15 protein-coding genes and 1 pseudogene are annotated in these 16,386 nt (G+C 45.9%); 14 read left to right on the forward strand and 2 right to left on the reverse strand.

The window, feature by feature from the left end; translation table 11 throughout:
• Positions 1 to 10: 10 nt before the first annotated feature.
• From nikA to Q9R46_RS26125, 8 genes are all read left to right on the forward strand, one after another.
• On the forward strand, positions 11 to 1,645 hold the full coding sequence (gene nikA / locus Q9R46_RS26090; protein ID WP_311282332.1) for a nickel ABC transporter substrate-binding protein: 1,635 nt from the start codon (positions 11 to 13) through the stop codon (positions 1,643 to 1,645).
• Between the two features lie 94 nt (positions 1,646 to 1,739).
• Positions 1,740 to 2,684, forward strand: coding sequence for a nickel ABC transporter permease subunit NikB (gene nikB / locus Q9R46_RS26095; protein ID WP_311282333.1), 945 nt, complete (start codon positions 1,740 to 1,742; stop codon positions 2,682 to 2,684).
• The gene (gene nikC, locus Q9R46_RS26100) at positions 2,684 to 3,511 is read left to right on the forward strand and encodes a nickel ABC transporter permease subunit NikC (protein WP_397386424.1); all 828 of its coding nucleotides are present in this window, start codon (positions 2,684 to 2,686) and stop codon (positions 3,509 to 3,511) included. The genes nikB and nikC overlap by 1 nt, the downstream gene beginning before the upstream one ends.
• Before the next feature lie 34 nt (positions 3,512 to 3,545).
• Positions 3,546 to 4,352 carry a nickel import ATP-binding protein NikD gene (gene nikD / locus Q9R46_RS26105; RefSeq protein WP_311282335.1) on the forward strand — a complete coding sequence of 269 codons (807 nt, stop codon included), beginning with the start codon at positions 3,546 to 3,548 and terminating at the stop codon, positions 4,350 to 4,352.
• A gap of 76 nt (positions 4,353 to 4,428) precedes the next feature.
• On the forward strand, positions 4,429 to 5,229 hold the full coding sequence (gene nikE, locus Q9R46_RS26110) for a nickel import ATP-binding protein NikE (protein WP_311282348.1): 801 nt from the start codon (positions 4,429 to 4,431) through the stop codon (positions 5,227 to 5,229).
• A gap of 463 nt (positions 5,230 to 5,692) precedes the next feature.
• Positions 5,693 to 6,352: a hypothetical protein gene (locus Q9R46_RS26115; protein ID WP_311282336.1), complete on the forward strand. Its 660-nt coding sequence runs from the start codon at positions 5,693 to 5,695 to the stop codon at positions 6,350 to 6,352.
• A gap of 15 nt (positions 6,353 to 6,367) precedes the next feature.
• Entirely contained in the window at positions 6,368 to 6,859 is a 492-nt protein-coding gene (locus Q9R46_RS26120; protein ID WP_311282337.1) for a hypothetical protein, read from the forward strand.
• 10 nt (positions 6,860 to 6,869) lie between these two features.
• Positions 6,870 to 7,601 (forward strand): hypothetical protein, encoded by a 732-nt coding sequence (locus tag Q9R46_RS26125; RefSeq protein ID WP_311282338.1) that lies wholly within the window; start codon positions 6,870 to 6,872, stop codon positions 7,599 to 7,601.
• Between the two features lie 421 nt (positions 7,602 to 8,022).
• On the opposite strand, the pseudogene Q9R46_RS28640 reads toward Q9R46_RS26125, so the two are convergent.
• Positions 8,023 to 9,333 (reverse strand): annotated as a pseudogene (locus Q9R46_RS28640) (IS1182 family transposase); the annotation flags it as partial.
• 248 nt (positions 9,334 to 9,581) lie between these two features.
• Positions 9,582 to 10,019: a hypothetical protein gene (locus Q9R46_RS26145; protein ID WP_311282341.1), complete on the reverse strand. Its 438-nt coding sequence runs from the start codon at positions 10,017 to 10,019 to the stop codon at positions 9,582 to 9,584.
• Between the two features lie 249 nt (positions 10,020 to 10,268).
• Between Q9R46_RS26145 and Q9R46_RS26150 the strand changes: the two genes are divergently transcribed.
• The 6 genes from Q9R46_RS26150 to abc-f all read left to right on the forward strand — a co-directional run bounded on the left by Q9R46_RS26150 (position 10,269) and on the right by abc-f (position 15,939).
• Positions 10,269 to 11,345, forward strand: coding sequence for a phosphotransferase family protein (locus Q9R46_RS26150; RefSeq protein ID WP_311282342.1), 1,077 nt, complete (start codon positions 10,269 to 10,271; stop codon positions 11,343 to 11,345).
• A gap of 38 nt (positions 11,346 to 11,383) precedes the next feature.
• On the forward strand, positions 11,384 to 12,382 hold the full coding sequence (locus Q9R46_RS26155; RefSeq protein ID WP_311282343.1) for a glycosyltransferase: 999 nt from the start codon (positions 11,384 to 11,386) through the stop codon (positions 12,380 to 12,382).
• Positions 12,383 to 12,509: 127 nt separating this feature from the next.
• Positions 12,510 to 12,797 carry a YesK family protein gene (locus Q9R46_RS26160; protein WP_311282344.1) on the forward strand — a complete coding sequence of 96 codons (288 nt, stop codon included), beginning with the start codon at positions 12,510 to 12,512 and terminating at the stop codon, positions 12,795 to 12,797.
• Positions 12,794 to 13,264: a hypothetical protein gene (locus tag Q9R46_RS26165; RefSeq protein WP_311282345.1), complete on the forward strand. Its 471-nt coding sequence runs from the start codon at positions 12,794 to 12,796 to the stop codon at positions 13,262 to 13,264. The genes Q9R46_RS26160 and Q9R46_RS26165 overlap by 4 nt, the downstream gene beginning before the upstream one ends.
• Before the next feature lie 252 nt (positions 13,265 to 13,516).
• Positions 13,517 to 13,678 (forward strand): hypothetical protein, encoded by a 162-nt coding sequence (locus Q9R46_RS26170; RefSeq protein WP_167375752.1) that lies wholly within the window; start codon positions 13,517 to 13,519, stop codon positions 13,676 to 13,678.
• Positions 13,679 to 13,776: 98 nt separating this feature from the next.
• Entirely contained in the window at positions 13,777 to 15,939 is a 2,163-nt protein-coding gene (abc-f, locus tag Q9R46_RS26175; RefSeq protein WP_311282346.1) for a ribosomal protection-like ABC-F family protein, read from the forward strand.
• The last annotated feature ends 447 nt before the right edge of the window (positions 15,940 to 16,386 follow it).

Raw genomic sequence — 16,386 nt, forward strand, 5'->3', positions numbered from 1 at the left:
TTCAATGTTTATGTTCTCTCAGCATCGCAAATCCTCAGTCTTCATACTGGTAACAACGTTGTTGTTGCTTTTTATTGTAGGCTGCAGTAATACAGGAAGTAATAAAGAAACTCCTTCTGCTTCAGGCGATCAGGCGGCTTCGGCGAAGTCGATTACGATGTCATGGCCGCGGGATATCGGTACCATGAATCCACATACGTACAATCCGTCCCAATTGTTTGCCCAATCCATGATCTATGAACCACTGGTGAGTTACCAGAAGGATGGTAAACTGGAACCGGCACTTGCGGAGTCATGGACCATCTCTGATGATGGCAAAGTATATACATTCAAGCTACGCCAAGGGGTGAAATTTTCCGATGGCACACCTTTTAACGCTGAAATTGTGAAAAAGAATTTTGACTCCGTGATGAAAAATAAAAAAACACATAGCTGGCTTGGGATCGTTGGCGTGCTGGACAAAACCGAGGTCGTAGATGATCATACGTTCCGCATGACACTTACGGAGCCGTATTATCCTGTGCTTCAGGATTTGTCCGTTGTTCGCCCGTTCCGTTTCCTGGGTGCGGCCGGATTCCCGGATGATGGGGATACATCCAAAGGCATCAAGGAACCAGTAGGTACGGGCCCGTGGATGCTCGCTGATTATAAGCAGGATGAGTACGCGGTCTTCAAACGTAACCCGAATTACTGGGGAAAGGCACCTGCATTTGATCAGATTATGGTCAAAATCATCCCTGATGCAGAGACACGTGTGCTTGCTTTTGAAAAAGGTGATCTCGATCTGATTTACGGTGAAGGCGTGATCAGTCTGGATGCATTCCAGCAGCTTCGCGAGAACGATAAATATGTAAGCGAACTGTCTGATCCTGTAGGTACCCGTGATCTGTTGCTTAACTCTTCGAATCCGAAGTTGTCTGATGTGAGAGTGCGGAAGGCACTTCAACAGGGCTTTAACAAAAAAGCAATGGTAGAAGGTGTCACATCGGGTCTGGAAGAACCGGCTGATACGGCACTGTCCAAAAACTATCCATATACCAATGTGGATCTGAAACCGATCGAATATAACGTGGAGCAATCCAAAGCGTTGCTGGATGAAGCAGGCTGGAAGTTGCCGGCAGGCGGAACCGTGCGTGAGAAAGACGGACAGAAGCTGGAATTCGAATTGATTTTTGATAAAACCGACCCGATTCAGAAAGCGATGGGCGAGACCATTCAGGCCGAATGGAGCGAGCTCGGGGTTAAAGTAAACCTTACCGGACTTGAACTAACGGTACAGATCAAACGTCTGAAAGCCAATGATTTCGACCTGTACTTCTGGTACAACTATGGTGCACCGTACGATCCGCATTCCTTCATTAACGTCGTAGCAAGCCCGGGATTCGGAATCTCCGAGACACTTACTGCTTTGCCGATGAAAAAGGAACTGGACGATCAGGTGCATGCAGCACTGTCCTCTACAGACGAGAAGAAACGTCAGGAACTGTATACATCCATTCTGACGACATTGCAGGACCAATCGGCGATTGTACCGATTTCTTATGTGAAGAAAACAGCTGTATATCAGAAGAAAATTGCTAAGTTTGTCTTCCCGGCGAATCGTGATGAAAATCCGTTTGTGGGGATGCAGTTAAGCAATCCATAATCATAGTTGATGAGCGTCAAAAACGTAGTAATGAACACGTAACACATCAGGCAGCAAGAGCTTGTGTGGCATGGTAAAAGGGGAGGAAAGTTTGGTGATCGGCTATATAGGTAAACGAATGATCGCGATCATTCCTATCGTTTTTATCGCTACACTTGTCACTTTTGGGCTAATCCATATTTCACCGGTTGATCCAGCCGAAGCGTATCTGACAGCTGCACATATATATCCAACACCAGAGCTGCTGGCGGAGAAGCGACATGAATTCGGTCTGGATCGGCCTTTGCTCACTCAGTATGTGGATACGTTGAAGAGGATGGCCCAGCTGGATTTTGGCACCTCGTATCTCACGAATAAACCGGTGATCGATGAGGTCAAGGATAAGTTCCCGGCTACAGCAGAACTGGCCTTGTGGAGCATTCTGTTCTCTGCACTGGTGAGTATTCCTCTCGGAATTTTGGCGGCGGTATACAAAAATAGCTGGATTGATATGGTCAGCCGGGCGATCTCTTATTTTGGTGCTTCCATTCCGCAGTTCTGGCTCGGTTACCTGCTCATTTTCTTTTTTGCCGTGAAATTGGACTGGCTCCCCGTTGAAGGGCGAGGCTCTTGGGAGAACCTGGTATTGCCTACGCTTACGCTTTCTATGGTGATGATTGCGTTATACACCCGTATGCTGCGTACCAGTGTAATCGAACAATTACAGGAAGCATATGTGCAATACGCCAGAACGCGCGGCATACGTGAACGGGTCATTATGCTGAAACATGTACTTAAGATTGCCATTACCCCGTTTATTACGGGGATGGGCATGACCATGGGCAGGCTGTTAACCGGAACGATTATCGTAGAACAGGTCTTCTCGTGGCCGGGTTTCGGGCGTTATTTTGTAGAAGCCATCTTCAACCGAGATATTCCCGTGATCCAATGTTATGTCTTTATTTCGGCATGTCTGTTCATCGTATGTAATCTGATCGTTGATCTGGTGCAGCTGTATATGGACCCGCGGATTTCGGCGAAAGGACGGGCAGAGCATTGATGAACCGATGGCAAACGATGTTTCGAGGAAAAAAAATAATTTGGATTTGCGCTGCGATTGTAATGCTTTTCTTCATTCTGGCATTATTGGCTCCATGGATCGCACCGCATGACCCGGTCAAAGTTAACCTGTTGCAGAAGCTAAAGAACCCATCTGCCGATCACTGGCTCGGCACAGATCATCTGGGTAGGGACAGTCTCTCCAGACTTCTCTATGGAGCGCGGATTTCCCTTGGATTTGCAACGATGATCTTCCTGTCGTCTTTGATTATCGGGCTGATCGTTGGATCGATCTCCGGTTATCTGGGCGGCTGGATTGACAATGTGCTGATGCGCTTGTGTGAAGGCATACTGGCATTTCCGCAGCTGGTACTGGTGCTGGGCATCGTGGGGATTTTCGGCCCGGGTCTGATGCAGATCCTGCTGGCGCTCATGATGGTGCAGTGGGTGCATTATGCGCGTATATGCCGAAACATGGTGGTTAGCTTGAAGGAACGGAACTTTATCGCAGCTGCTCGAATTAGTGGTTCCTCCACCTGGACGATCATTCGTAAACATATCATTCCCAATGTGCAACGTCCCATCGTGGTCATGGGTACACTGGAGATGGGCTGGGCGATTATGGATATCTCGGCGCTGTCTTTCCTTGGACTTGGTATTCAGCCGCCTAACGCGGAGTGGGGAGCCATGATTCATGAAGGCATAGGGTATATTCGCAGTCATCCGGAACTGATGATCTATCCGGGTGTAGCCATTCTGCTGGTGGTGATGACGTTTAACATTTTGGGAGAAGCACTGTCTGATCGTTATGGCATTTCCAAAAAGTAATCGTGAAAATAAACTGGACAAGGGGGATGTGACGATGGACGAGGCAGAGATTGTACTTGAAGTGCGTGATCTGGAGGTTAAGCTCAAGACAGCGAAGGGAGCCGTCCCGTTACTGGAACCTGTTCAGTTGAATTTGAAAAAAGGGCAGGTCTTCGGCCTTGTTGGTGAGAGTGGCTGCGGCAAAACTGTGACGTGTAATGCGCTACTGCGATTGCTTCATCCGCGAAGGATGGAATCGTCAGGCAGTGTTCGTCTGAACGGACGGGAGCTCAGTAACGTATCCCAAGAAGAGATGCGGCGTATACGCGGCAAGGATATCGGATTTATCATGCAGAATCCGATGAATGCTTTTACCCCCGTATATACGATCGGCTCTCAATTCATTGAAACATTGCGAACTCATACGAAGATATCCAAAGCAGAGGCACGGGAACAGGCCATTGATGCGCTGGCTGATATGAAACTTCCAGATCCGGCAAAGCTGATGAAACGTTATCCGTTTCAGCTCAGCGGAGGCATGCTGCAACGAGTGATGATTGCCGTATCCATGTGTCTACGGCCTGCTTTGGTTATAGCGGATGAGCCTACAACCGCACTGGATGTCGTGAATCAGTTGAATGTGCTCCGGGAATTGGATCGGCTTCGCAAGGAGCACGGTACGTCTATTTTGCTCATCTCGCATGATCTAGGTGTTATCTCACAGATGGCAGACGAAGTGGCGGTTATGCAGAAGGGGCGGATCATCGAGCAGGCAGATGTGTATCAATTGTTTGATCATCCGCAGCATGAGTATACCCGGATGTTGCTCAATGCTAGGCCGAGTATGGCTCTTAGGCATTAAGCAGCGTTCTCCGTCATTTTGCATAAGGGAACAGGATGAGTGGTTTAAGAACGAAGGAAGGAGGGCAATGAACTGGATGTTACACGTACATGAAGTAGGTCATAGCTATGGCAAGCGGAGCTGGCTCCAGCGCTCGGGATCGCGCCCTTCTGTTCTGGAAGATGTCTCACTTATGATTGAAGAAGGCATGTGTTTAGGGCTGCTTGGAACGAGTGGAGCAGGTAAAAGCACCTTGGGCAAAGTTATTCTTGGGCTGGAAAGACCAAGCCAGGGTCAGGTGTTATTTCAAGGTCAGGATATCTATCGAGCGGATAAAACGGTGCTTAAAGGGCTACGTCGTGATCTACAGGTCGTTTTCCAAGACTGTTACTCCGCCGTGAATCCAATGATGACGGCAGCGCAGATTATTGGCGAGCCGCTGGACAATTACGAGCGCCTGTCCGCGAAGGAGCAGCAACGCACCATTGAACAGCTTCTCGTGCAGGTCGGGCTTGCACCGCAGGACGCGAGCAAGCTTCCGCATCAGTTCAGTGGCGGTCAGCTACAACGGGTCAATATCGCCAGAGCCATTGCCCTTAAGCCGAAGTTAATCGTGCTGGATGAATCGATCAGCAGTCTGGATATGGTACATCAGACTCACATCCTGTCCTTACTGGCAGAGTTGCGAGCGACGTACGGGCTGTCCTATCTGTTTATCACGCATGACATCCGCGCCGCACTGACGATCTGCGACAGCATCGCCGTGATGGATCAGGGAAGGCTGGTCTATACCGGGGATGCCACGGATTCCATCTTAGAGTCGGATCAGCCTGCTGTCCGGCAACTCGCCTCCTCCATTTTGCCTGAGCATCCGTCAGAGAGAATTGTGTTTGAATAGGTCATATTATTTCACTAGCAAAAACTAAATGTAAGAGGCATCTTATTATCGTCGAGGATAAGGTGCCTCCGTTTTTGATGTAATTTAACATTCCCAGTAGGTCTAATAGGTAAAAAACATAGGTACACCCTGTAACTTTTTCGACAAAAATATACATTATAATATAAAATATGACCTTTTTCGACATAAGTTGATATGGATAAACCTTCTAGGGTTCTGATATAATTGATATAATCTTTACATACACATAAGCACGAGAAGTACTACTGGTCTAGATATCATTAGGATGTTTAAATTGATAGATGTTGGTTAATGTATTTTTTAGCTAAATTTTATGAGATGTCCGTACCCAGCTTTATAAGCAAAATTTGTGATGTTCCAGTCTACTAACTCATATACATGGTGATAATGGAATACTATCAGATATATCACATGTTAATTTATTGAGGGTAGGGGGATCAGGATGTCTCTAATTATGGGGGCGATTATTTTGAATAACGCACTTAAAATCAAGAAGTGGGTTAGTGGTAATTATTCAATACAAGGTGTAACTCAAGAAAAAACAGAGATTCAAATGATGGTACAAAGATTTTCAGATTATTTCAGAATTAAGATTGAAAAGCTATATGGTTATATGTTTATGCTTAAATTTTCAACAACTGAAGGATATGAGGGCTGGATTAATGAGGTGAAGAAAGTTGAGAAGGGCTTTCTTCAAAAAGGTGATAAGATATTTAATGAAATTATAAGTGTTATAGAAAAACGGAAATTAAGCACAGATGACTACGGCTTATTGAGAGATATTTTAGAAAACCAAATGGAGATAGCTGAAGGGATACTTGAGCAGAAATTGGACATGGATTCTTTAGAAGAAATAATTGCTTATATAAAAGATGCTCCTAATTATTTAAAATTTGATCTTCAAGTTGAAAAGCTCCCATTCATTGAAGAAAAAGTAGAAACAATAATTACCAGGTATAACTCGCAAAACTTAAATTATATGACTAGCCATATTAAAATTGAATTTGAAGCAGAGAAATCTCAATACTTCGAACGGAAGACAGAAGTTGTAATTGGTGAACACCACTTTCAACAATTAAAAGGATTTTATAAAATTGCCTAATTAGGAGCCTGACTTATGGATTTGTTAAATGAAGAAGAAAGATATAGTAAATTTATATCTCTAATCCAGCTTAGAGAAATTGTATTTGAAGGTGTCCGTTGTGAAAGAAATGGAGATTTTCAAAACAGTAACCCATCTCTTGATATAGCTCTTGAGTATAAGGTAGAAGATGCACTTCAAACTGAATTGAAAATAGTGTTCCCATTTCAATTTAAGGTGAAAGCTCATGTTAACCAATCAGAAGAAGAACTGAGTTATAACATGATTGAACCTGAAAATACACTGTTTAATATTGAATTGGATATGCAATTAGAGTATTTATTAAACATTGATGAGGTCGATACAACAATGGTCACTGAAGACTATGCAAGTGTGTTAGAAATCTTTGCAGAACGAAATGTAACATTAAACGCTTGGCCGTATGTTAGGGAAATCATCCATGATCTAACGATGAAAATGGGACTATCTGCATTAGTAATTCCACTTAAGAAGTTTCCATCTCTTTAAGGAGAAAGTAATGGCTCTTACATTCTCTGATCATAGAAACCCTAGCACACGTCCAGAAGTTATTGATCTTGTTTCAATTATTGAAATAGAACCCATTTCATTTGTTTTAATTTCCAGAGTTTTTAATAGTAAGAGAAAAAGTCAGGACATAACTCAACCTAATTATATGCAGACTGTTGATAGATTAATCGACAAGACTTTCGATGCACCCGGGTATAATTTAAAAAGTGAATTAAGGAATAGTTTGAAAATTGCAATGAAAGCAATCTATAAAATGAGCAACGAGGATTTCAATAAAGTTAAATGTGAATTGTTAGAGGTAGTTATTTATAGATACGGTCCATACACTAAGAGTTTATTAAGAGATAAGGTTTTTATGGAACCAACTATTAAGAATGATAAGGAATTAATAGGTAATCAAAGCAAGATTGATTCGGTTTTTTATACAAATGACAGGAAACCTATAGAGTTCGTTGAATGTAAAACTAATATTACTAATGTGATACCTTCTACTTTACCGATTACATCTCTAACTAAACGAGACAGAAAAAAAATAGATTATTTAAAGCTGGCTTATGACTATTTAAGTGATAATTTGTGTTCGCCGGAGATATACATGGCTTGCTACAACGTGGATTATGATGATCAACTAGAGAACGTACATAATAATTGGGGATTTAAATTTTTTAATTTTCTCAACCCCGAGCATATTTATAATACTATTTCTTCTGGTGTCCAATAATTCATCTTTAGATGGTTTTTATCTTGTACTTTGAATATTGAGTAAAGCTCAGTTTAGTGAATACAGTGTAAAAGATTCATACTTGACTCTGATCTTAAAGTGTAGAAGTCGCATTAATCATTTCAATAGAATTTAATTTAAAGGTTTCATAATGTATACCATAAAATAAACGCTGGTTAATTACATTCTATGAAATTCAAACCTACACAAGGATCAATTCTAATCACATTTTTTGTTTTAACAGATATAGTTGTAATTGTTTTACCTGTAAAGTTTAATGTAAAAGTATCGGAAGGGGGTTGTCTTAAAAGCCCCTAAAAACACACATCGGTGAAGAGATATAATACCAATACGTCCAAAAAGGACAAAGCAAAAGCTTATCCTCTTTGTCCTTTTTGCGTTTTTCCGTCAGTGCAACTTTTTTGAGCAGATTGTGAGCAAGACAAAGCCAACCGACCTCCAGGCTTACTTTTTGCAAGCCGCGAAGCAGGAATCTTCGGAATCCCCGATTGTTTTTGAGCTGTCCAAACACACTTTCTGGCTCGATCATACGTCGAATCGATAAGGTGTACCCTTCCTCGCTACGCAGTCGTTCTCGCATCTCGTTTTTTGCCGCATGTAAATGAGACTTATTGCGATTTGCCGATTTCCCTGAGCCTTGGTGCGTGTCGTTTTTAGAGGACACTTGTTGCAATCCTTACTCTGGTAATGACGTGTGCGAATCGTGTAGCCGCTCTCTGTCACCGTCCGGCTTTCGTACCGAGAATGCAATGTCTATCCCGCTACACAAGTCCATGTATCTGACGTTGCATTGTAGCTCCAGTTGTCCACTTTACCGATGGCTCGCTGAAAAGCCCTTTTTTTTCGTGTGATACGTCCCGTATTTGACGATCCCCTGGATATTTTTTCTTCCAAATAGCTGTAATTTTCTTCGCTTCCATACCCTGCATCGGCAATGACGGTCTTCGGTTTTTGGCCAAGCATTTCTTCCTGATGATCCAGATGGAGCTTCAGACATTTGGTGTCCGTGCGCCGCTGATGCACACTATAGCCCACAACAAACTGATTTTCCGTTCCTATCTGCACGTTGTATCCAGGCTTTAATTGACCATTTCGCATGTGGTCTTCTTTCATTCGCATTAAGGTGGCGTCCGAATCAGTTTTGCTGTAGCGGTTTCGCTCACCAGCAGTTTGGATTTGATGCTCTTATTTTTGCAACAGCAGCAAGTCCTTACGCAACTGGTGTATGACTTTCTTGAGTGTTTTGTTTTTCGGTTTCTCGGACGGCTTTTTTCCATACAAAACTGTAGCGATTCGCATTGGCTTCGAGCTTGGTTCCGTCCAGAAAATAGTGATCCAAGGACACGTATTGCTCTTGAACCAGCAACTCCAGCACATGAGTAAATACGGTTTCGAGTATCTCTTTCATCCGTTCGGAACGAAAGCGATTGATGGTACGGAAGTCTGGTCGCTGTCGCCCGGCGAGCCACATGAACATGATATTTTCGCGAACCGCCTTGGCGATTTGCTGAGAAGAATAGATGCGCTGGGTGTAGGCGCAGATAATGATTTTAGTGAGCATTTCGGGATGATAGCTGTGGCGGCCACCACCAGGGTATGCGGCGGAGAAAATGGAGTCGCTCAGGCGATAAACGGCCTCATTCATGACACGCACGAGGTGATTTTCGGGGATATATGTCTCCAAATCCATTGGCAAGAAAAGTTGATCCATGGTCTATTGAATGTACAAAAGAAGCCCTCCTTCAAAGTGGTTGCTCGACACTTCCATTTTACCAAGGAAACGTTTTTTTGTATAATTTTGGATAATGAGGATATTCCAAGCTTTTGTGACTTATGGGACAGCCCCTTTTATTATAAGTTTTCTTAGGGAAAATGGGTGTTTTTGTGATAATACATTTAGGTTGAATATTGTACTTATTTCATGGTTGCAACTGAGTGGTTTAATCTCTGACCAATAAACTATCTTTTGATAAGATAAGAACCTGAGATAACCTCAACATAACTGTCATATCCGGTGACAAGGTAATGCTTCAGATCAAGCCGATTTCGGGGATCAAAAAGCGTTCTTTTTTCGTCTAGAATGGGTGAATCTACGACCTGATAGAAGCCGGGATCGGGATGATACCCGTTAGTCTCCCAGAAGGCGATCACATCGTCTTGCTGGCTGATTCCTTCAATTTGATCTGTGTATAGCTCGAAAAAATTAACCGTGATGCAGCGCAGTTCAGCAACGGTGTCGAAAGTGAGTTCGATTTCTCGATAATGATCAAGAGGCACATCCTCACGCGTTTGCACATCTATACGCAAAGTGACACCGCCGGATTCGGTATAGATGGCCTTCAGATCGGTTGTGGAGATGCAGAAATCTACTTTTTCAGGTATCAGTACAATGCCCATGGTCGTTCCTCCTATGTAAATGTCCAAGTACCCTCACAATCTGTCATTCCATTATATCATTTTCTACAGAGGGATCGGAAAGGAACGAATTGCAAGGGGAGAAAAATTGCGGACATATTGCAAGCGTGGGATGAATGCACTTGTGATGCGCCTCTGCCTCAGTAAGCCCCCCTTGCGGGCCGTTCATCTGCAACGTATGATGAATAGAAATCCTGTACGGAACGGTTAAACAGAAGGGAGGGTGAGTTTATGAAGAGCATGGAGAATATAGAGGACGCAGAGAATTTCGAGGACATGAGGAATATGGAGAACACTAGAGACGAGCAACAGATGAAGCACATGGAGAATTTAGCGAATGGCATATATCCAGAGTGCTGGGTGACATCTGAAGGAACAATAGATGAAAAGCAGGTTACAGCAAGGCAGATTCTCTATAAGGGGATGAACGGAAGACATGTGGAACGGTTTACTGTTCAATCGGGTCAGACTTATATTTTCAAACCGCTGACGAATCCTGCACAGCATGGACGGGAACGCTGGATGTACGAGCATGTGATGGCACAATTGCCACCCGTATATCCGCAGCTCATCGCGGCTTCGGATCAAGCGGCGGCTCCTTCGCAGAGCTGGATGATCTACGAGGACATGGGACAGCTGGAGCATCACTTGTGCGAATCGACGATATTGAATGTTGCCGCACATATGGCAGCTTGGCATGCACTGCCCATTGCAACGTGGCAAGAACTGCCGCGAGTCGGGCATAAGCCGCCCATTCGGGATATGCTGCATGAACTGCTACAGTACCCGTCAGCAACGGACAAACTGCTACGCGAACTGCATCTGACGTTGTCTGAAGCGGACTGGGACAGACTCATCACGCTTATACTCACAGCAGAGGACGAGCTACCGCTGGTGCTGTGCCATGGTGATCTGCACCCCGGCAACGTAGCCGAGGTGGAGGGCAGATTGGTCATTCTCGACTGGGAGCATGCTCACCTGAATACGCCATTGTGGGACGTATACCATCTGCTGGACTTGTCGCATCCGCTTTTTCCTCGACCGATGACGCCGGAGCTTCGGGCGCGTGTGATGAAGGTGTATCTGGACAAGCTGGAGAGCCTTGGTGTTCAGGTTGAACGGGGTTCTTTTGCAAAGTGGTACGATGCTTATGGGATGGTATTCTCGCTCTGGATGTTACGTCTGATCGACGGCGATTTACGGAATCCGGACTGTGTGTGGCCGCAGGAACAGTTGCGCAATCAATGGCATGAAACGGCTACGGGGCTGGAGCAGTGCATGGAGCATTTGAACGGGATAAAAGATTAGACGGTTGAAGTTCAATATGGATATAAGGGGTGAAAAGTTTGCGTAAAGTCGGACTGGTTATGCGTAAAATTCAATTCACGGAGGCTCAGGGGCCGCGGGTGTTCGCGGATCGACTGAAGCAGATCGGGCTGGAGCTTGGCGTGGACGTCGTGTTCATCTCGCCGGAGCGTCATGTGAGCGGATACGACTGGCTTCCGGGGTACGAACATGAGAAGGGTGACCTGGTGAATTATGATATCGTGCTGGATCAGATCCATAGCCAAAATATTGAGCATGTGATCTATACGGTGTCGGGTTTTACGTTTCTGAAAATGTTTTTGCCGAAAAGTGTACTGTTTCCGCACAGTTTTCCTGACCCGGCACTGACGGGATATGAGATGATGAAGCCATTCTATACGATGGTGGATAAAGCGATTGTGCAGACGGAGTTTTTGAAAAGAGAGCTTGGGCGCAATTTCGGCGTGCATGACGTGAACGTCATTCCGATTGGCTTCAACGAAGAGCTGGCACACCGCCATTATGACCCGAGTCAGGTCGTGCATAACCGCGTGCTCTGGATCGGGCGGGATGAGGCGAACCGCCGTCCCGACCTTGTGCTGGAATATGCCCGGCAGAACCCGGACAAAGACGTGTACATGGTATTTGGCGGTGTGCGCTACCAGGAGAGCATGAAGAAATACGATATCCCAAGCAACGTGAAGCTGAAGTTTGCACTCACCCAGGATGAGATATTTCCGTTGATGAACTCAGCGAAAGTGTACTGGAGTTGTTCGGCGTTTGATACGTTTGCGATGCCGCTGACGGAAGCGATGGCGATGGGGAAAATGGTCGTGAAGCCCGAGCATGCCTGCTACGGACATATTAGATCCACACATGCCTTTGCCGGCAACGAGGATAATTGGTTTGAATTGGTGAACATGGCTGCGGCTGCGCCGCGCAGTGTATCGGAGGACAACCGCGAGTATGCATTTGGTGCCTTTTCTAGGACGGTTATGAAAGAAGGGTACCGGAACTTTTTTGCAGACTGGTTGAAGTAAGAGCGCCACAGCATGAATATGTATGGGTAAAAAGTAATCAATCTAGTTCATGCTCTATGGAGAGGTTATACCGTAATACAGCTCTGTAGCCGTCAATATAAATATCCAATCATAAGGAGAGGATTTTGTGGATATCGTTATTTTGTGGACGCTTGGGATGTGGTTGGTTCAACTATTGATCGAATGGATCGTTTATCGGGCGCAGAAGCGTCGAATGACTTGGATTCAGTCTATTTTGCCGTGTCTGACGTTGCTTGGCGGGGCGGTTATTATTTTGATCAGCATCGATATAGGGGGTTGGAACGGCATCGGGTATGCGCTCCTTGGCGCGGCATTAGGTACATCAGGACTGCTGACGCTGGTCACCGTTGCGATTACGGCTCTGGTGCTTCGGCGTCGTGGAAGGAACATATGATGAATAGCTTAATCATGGAACATTGGTCTGCCGAACAGCAAGAGTTGCCAGGGGTGAATTGCATCGCTTTTGCAGATGGAACGGTCATTATTTTAGATATCCGCACATATTTCGACCCTAACAACAATGAGCGTACCATGTCTGTTTCTCCTCTGTGTGATACGACGATTGAGAGTATGGTAAAGTACAATCCGGATTGTTGGACGATGGTGGATGCATGGACAAGTGCGGATTATCAGGGTGGGAAAATCATTGGTGGAGACGGGCAGATGGGGAATGAAGGCTTCATTGCTTTTACCGATGCAGAAGATCATTTGGTGTGGGGGATTTTTTTGGAGAATACCAACCCCATCAAAAAATTGAGTGTGAGCGGTAACGCATTAATTGCGATCAATGAGCATGACGAACTGTGCGTGGAGATAAATTTGGAGAATATAGTGGATATTCGGATGAATTATCTAGGGTAATTTGCCTTCTGGGTAGAAGAGTGGTAGAAAATCGGAAGAAGAGCCGCATAAGCTCTTAAAAGATCGCAGGAGTCAGTACGAGTAGTCGAGGGATGAAAACTGCTGATAGAGGATAGCTGTATGAAACGGTAGGTGCACCCACATAACAATGTCACAGGCACATGACAGGGAGCTAGCTGCATGAGGTGGTTGCAGAGGTGCAGCCGTTTGTGATATATTGACATTACTTATGACAAAGGGAGGTGAAGACAGGTGAATCACGAGATGCTTAACAACCGTATTAGCCAGCTGCCGATTGCTATGGCTGGCATTGTTCACACTTTTTCGAACAACGGGAGAAGTCTGTCCAATTTTGAATATACGGAAGTTAACATGTGCGAGAAGATGCCTGCCTTGACCTCATTCGGACGATAAGCATATTTGCTTGAATTCTGAAGAGCCGCGGAGCTAACCTCCTGCGGCTCTTTTTGTGTTGCGGTCAGGCTCTTCCAATCCATAGGAGGAACCTTATTATGATCATTATTAGCGCGCAACAGTTGAAACAATATCACGGAGCACATCTGGTGCTGGACGGCATTACTTTTGAGATTATGGAAGGGGATAAAGTTGCCCTGATTGGCCGCAACGGAAGCGGTAAAACCACTTTGATGCGTTTGATGGCCCGGTTAAGCCAGCCGGACGAAGGCCAGTTAATGCTGAAAAAAGATACACGTGTCGGTTACGTTGCCCAAGTACCGGAAGGACTGGATGACCATTCTGTACTGGATGTGCTGGGCCTTGGGTTTCAGGAGTTGATTGTTTGTCGTAACCAGATGAAGGAGATGGAGCAACAGATGTCTGATCCGGCCTGCGTAGCAGATCCGGAGCAACTGGAGAGATTGCTGAAACGGTATGCGGCGCTACAGGAGCGGTTTGAACGCGAAGGCGGATACGAGATGGATGCACGGATTGATCAGGTCGCGGATGGCCTGGATATTCCCAAGGCTCATTACGGCTGGCGCTTCGGTTCTCTTTCAGGCGGCGAGCAGACGCGTGTGGTGCTGGCTTCACAGCTGATTGTTAGTCCTGACCTGTTATTGCTGGATGAGCCGACGAACCATCTCGATTTGGAGCGAGTGGAGTGGCTGGAAGGATTTTTGCGGGATTACTCCGGCACGGTTATTCTCATCTCGCATGACCGCTATTTTCTGGATCGGGTCGTGACGCGCACCCTGGAATTGGAGGATGGGGAGGCACAGACCGCTGCGGGGGGATACACCGAATATATGAGGGTGAAGGAACAGCGGCTACTGAAGCAATTTGAGGAGTTCAAAGAGCAACAGAAGGTCATGAAAAAGATGAAGGAAACGATTCGCCAGCTGGAGGAATGGGGCCGTGTGGGCGGGAACGAAAAGTTTTTCCGCCGTGCAGCCTCCATGCGCAAAGCGCTGGAGCGGATGGAGCAAGTAAAACGTCCTGTGCTGGAACGTCGTCATGCGGATTTTGATGTGCGTCCGACGGATCGGACAGGTAAACGTGTAGCCGTGCTGGAAGACGTGGAGAAACGATACGGTGATCGAGATATTTTACAAGGTGTCTCGGCGTTACTGGAATACGGGGACAAAACGGCCTTGATCGGCCGTAACGGTTCCGGTAAAACCACGCTGTTCAAGCTGTTGCTGGGTGAAGAACAGCCGGATGCAGGCAAGCTGGAATGGGGCGCGCGCGTTGATGTGGGATATCTGGCCCAGCAGGAGGAGCCTGAGAATCCAAAGCTGAGCGTGCTGGAGCACTTCCGTCTGGAGGCAGGCGTAGAGGAAGGGGAGGCTCGTGGCATCCTGGCGAGATATCTCTTCTATGGTGCAGATGTTTTTCGTTCGATAGGACAGCTGTCCGGCGGGGAATGGACTCGCCTGAGGCTCGCGCTGCTGGTACATCGCAAACCCAATGTATTACTGCTGGATGAGCCGACAAACCATCTGGATATTGCCTCAAGAGAAGCGCTGGAAGATTCACTTGCTGATTTTGAAGGAACCGTGCTGGCTATTTCCCATGACCGATACTTTGTGAATCGCCTTGCCTCAGGTGTCTGGGAACTGGAGAACGGAAAATTGACAGCCTACCTCGGAGATTATGAAGCGTATCGGGAAAAGAAGCTTGATTTGCAGGCACGTGCAGCACAAGGCGGATCATGGGAAAATCGTGCAGGCGCTGGGAACGGATTGAAAACCGGAAGAAGAGCAACAGAAAAGGGAACCGGGACGGGGATCGATGGAAAGTTAGCAGAGACGGGAGAGAGAAAAGGTGCCCGACTGAAAGCCGGGGGCGACGGACGTGATGCTACATCTGCAAGTAGAGAGAGCATTTCGGAGCTAGCTCAAACTGAGCTGGATGCTGGACGGGGGAACAAGAATATCGGAAGCGGAAATCGTGACCGCATTAGCAATCAAAGCCGCAGCCGAAGTGGTAGCAGTAATGGGAGCGTTGACCCCAGTAGCAGTCACAATCGTGGGAACCACGGGTCTGTTCGGCAACTGGAGCAGGCGATGTCTCGTATAGAAACGCAGATTCGGGAGCTTGATCAGCAGCTTGAAGAGTTAGCCAATGATCCGCCAGCGCTGGAGCAAACCTGGAACGAGCGTGAGCAGTTATCCGCAGCTTATGATGAGTTATTGGCTCAATGGGCCGAGATGTGATAGTTGGAGCATTGTGAATGGAGAGGGTGTTTGCTACATTTGCTTCAACAAAGAGATATTTCTAGATGCCTGTGAACAAGTGAAGATGATCATAAAACATGTAAGGTTCGAACATGGGATAAATAAAAGGCTGATTATTGAAGTTAAATAGCAAGAAGTGTACGGAACTAACTAGAGTGCAAAGAAGCTAAATAGAGTACAAAGAAAGTAATAGAGTACAGAGAGCATGAGGACTGTCTCGCGGTTGATGCATTTGGTGTGCATGGACTGACATGAGGCAGTCCTTTTCTGCGTGGTTGCGAATCAGAATATTCTAACGATCTGAGGAGACGCTATTTGGCTGTTTTTAGCGATTTAAAATTCTAACGATCACCAGGGACGTTATTTACTAGAAATGTGGAGCTTTTAGCCGATTTCGTTGGTTTTTCTCCGAAATAACGTTTCTCC

This window comes from Paenibacillus sp. RRE4, from assembly GCF_031844205.1.
GTDB classification, from domain to species: domain Bacteria; phylum Bacillota; class Bacilli; order Paenibacillales; family Paenibacillaceae; genus Paenibacillus; species Paenibacillus xylanexedens_B.

Coding starts and splice junctions, on each gene's coding strand:
- Q9R46_RS26120 (WP_311282337.1), top strand. CDS start 6,368: ATGGATTTGTTAAATGAAGAAGAAAGATATAGTAAATTTATATCTCTA.
- nikA (WP_311282332.1), top strand. CDS start 11: ATGTTCTCTCAGCATCGCAAATCCTCAGTCTTCATACTGGTAACAACG.
- Q9R46_RS26125 (WP_311282338.1), top strand. CDS start 6,870: ATGGCTCTTACATTCTCTGATCATAGAAACCCTAGCACACGTCCAGAA.
- nikE (WP_311282348.1), top strand. CDS start 4,429: ATGTTACACGTACATGAAGTAGGTCATAGCTATGGCAAGCGGAGCTGG.
- Q9R46_RS26150 (WP_311282342.1), top strand. CDS start 10,269: ATGAAGAGCATGGAGAATATAGAGGACGCAGAGAATTTCGAGGACATG.
- Q9R46_RS26145 (WP_311282341.1), bottom strand. CDS start 10,019: ATGGGCATTGTACTGATACCTGAAAAAGTAGATTTCTGCATCTCCACA.
- abc-f (WP_311282346.1), top strand. CDS start 13,777: ATGATCATTATTAGCGCGCAACAGTTGAAACAATATCACGGAGCACAT.
- Q9R46_RS26165 (WP_311282345.1), top strand. CDS start 12,794: ATGATGAATAGCTTAATCATGGAACATTGGTCTGCCGAACAGCAAGAG.
- nikD (WP_311282335.1), top strand. CDS start 3,546: ATGGACGAGGCAGAGATTGTACTTGAAGTGCGTGATCTGGAGGTTAAG.
- Q9R46_RS26115 (WP_311282336.1), top strand. CDS start 5,693: ATGTCTCTAATTATGGGGGCGATTATTTTGAATAACGCACTTAAAATC.
- nikC (WP_397386424.1), top strand. CDS start 2,684: ATGAACCGATGGCAAACGATGTTTCGAGGAAAAAAAATAATTTGGATT.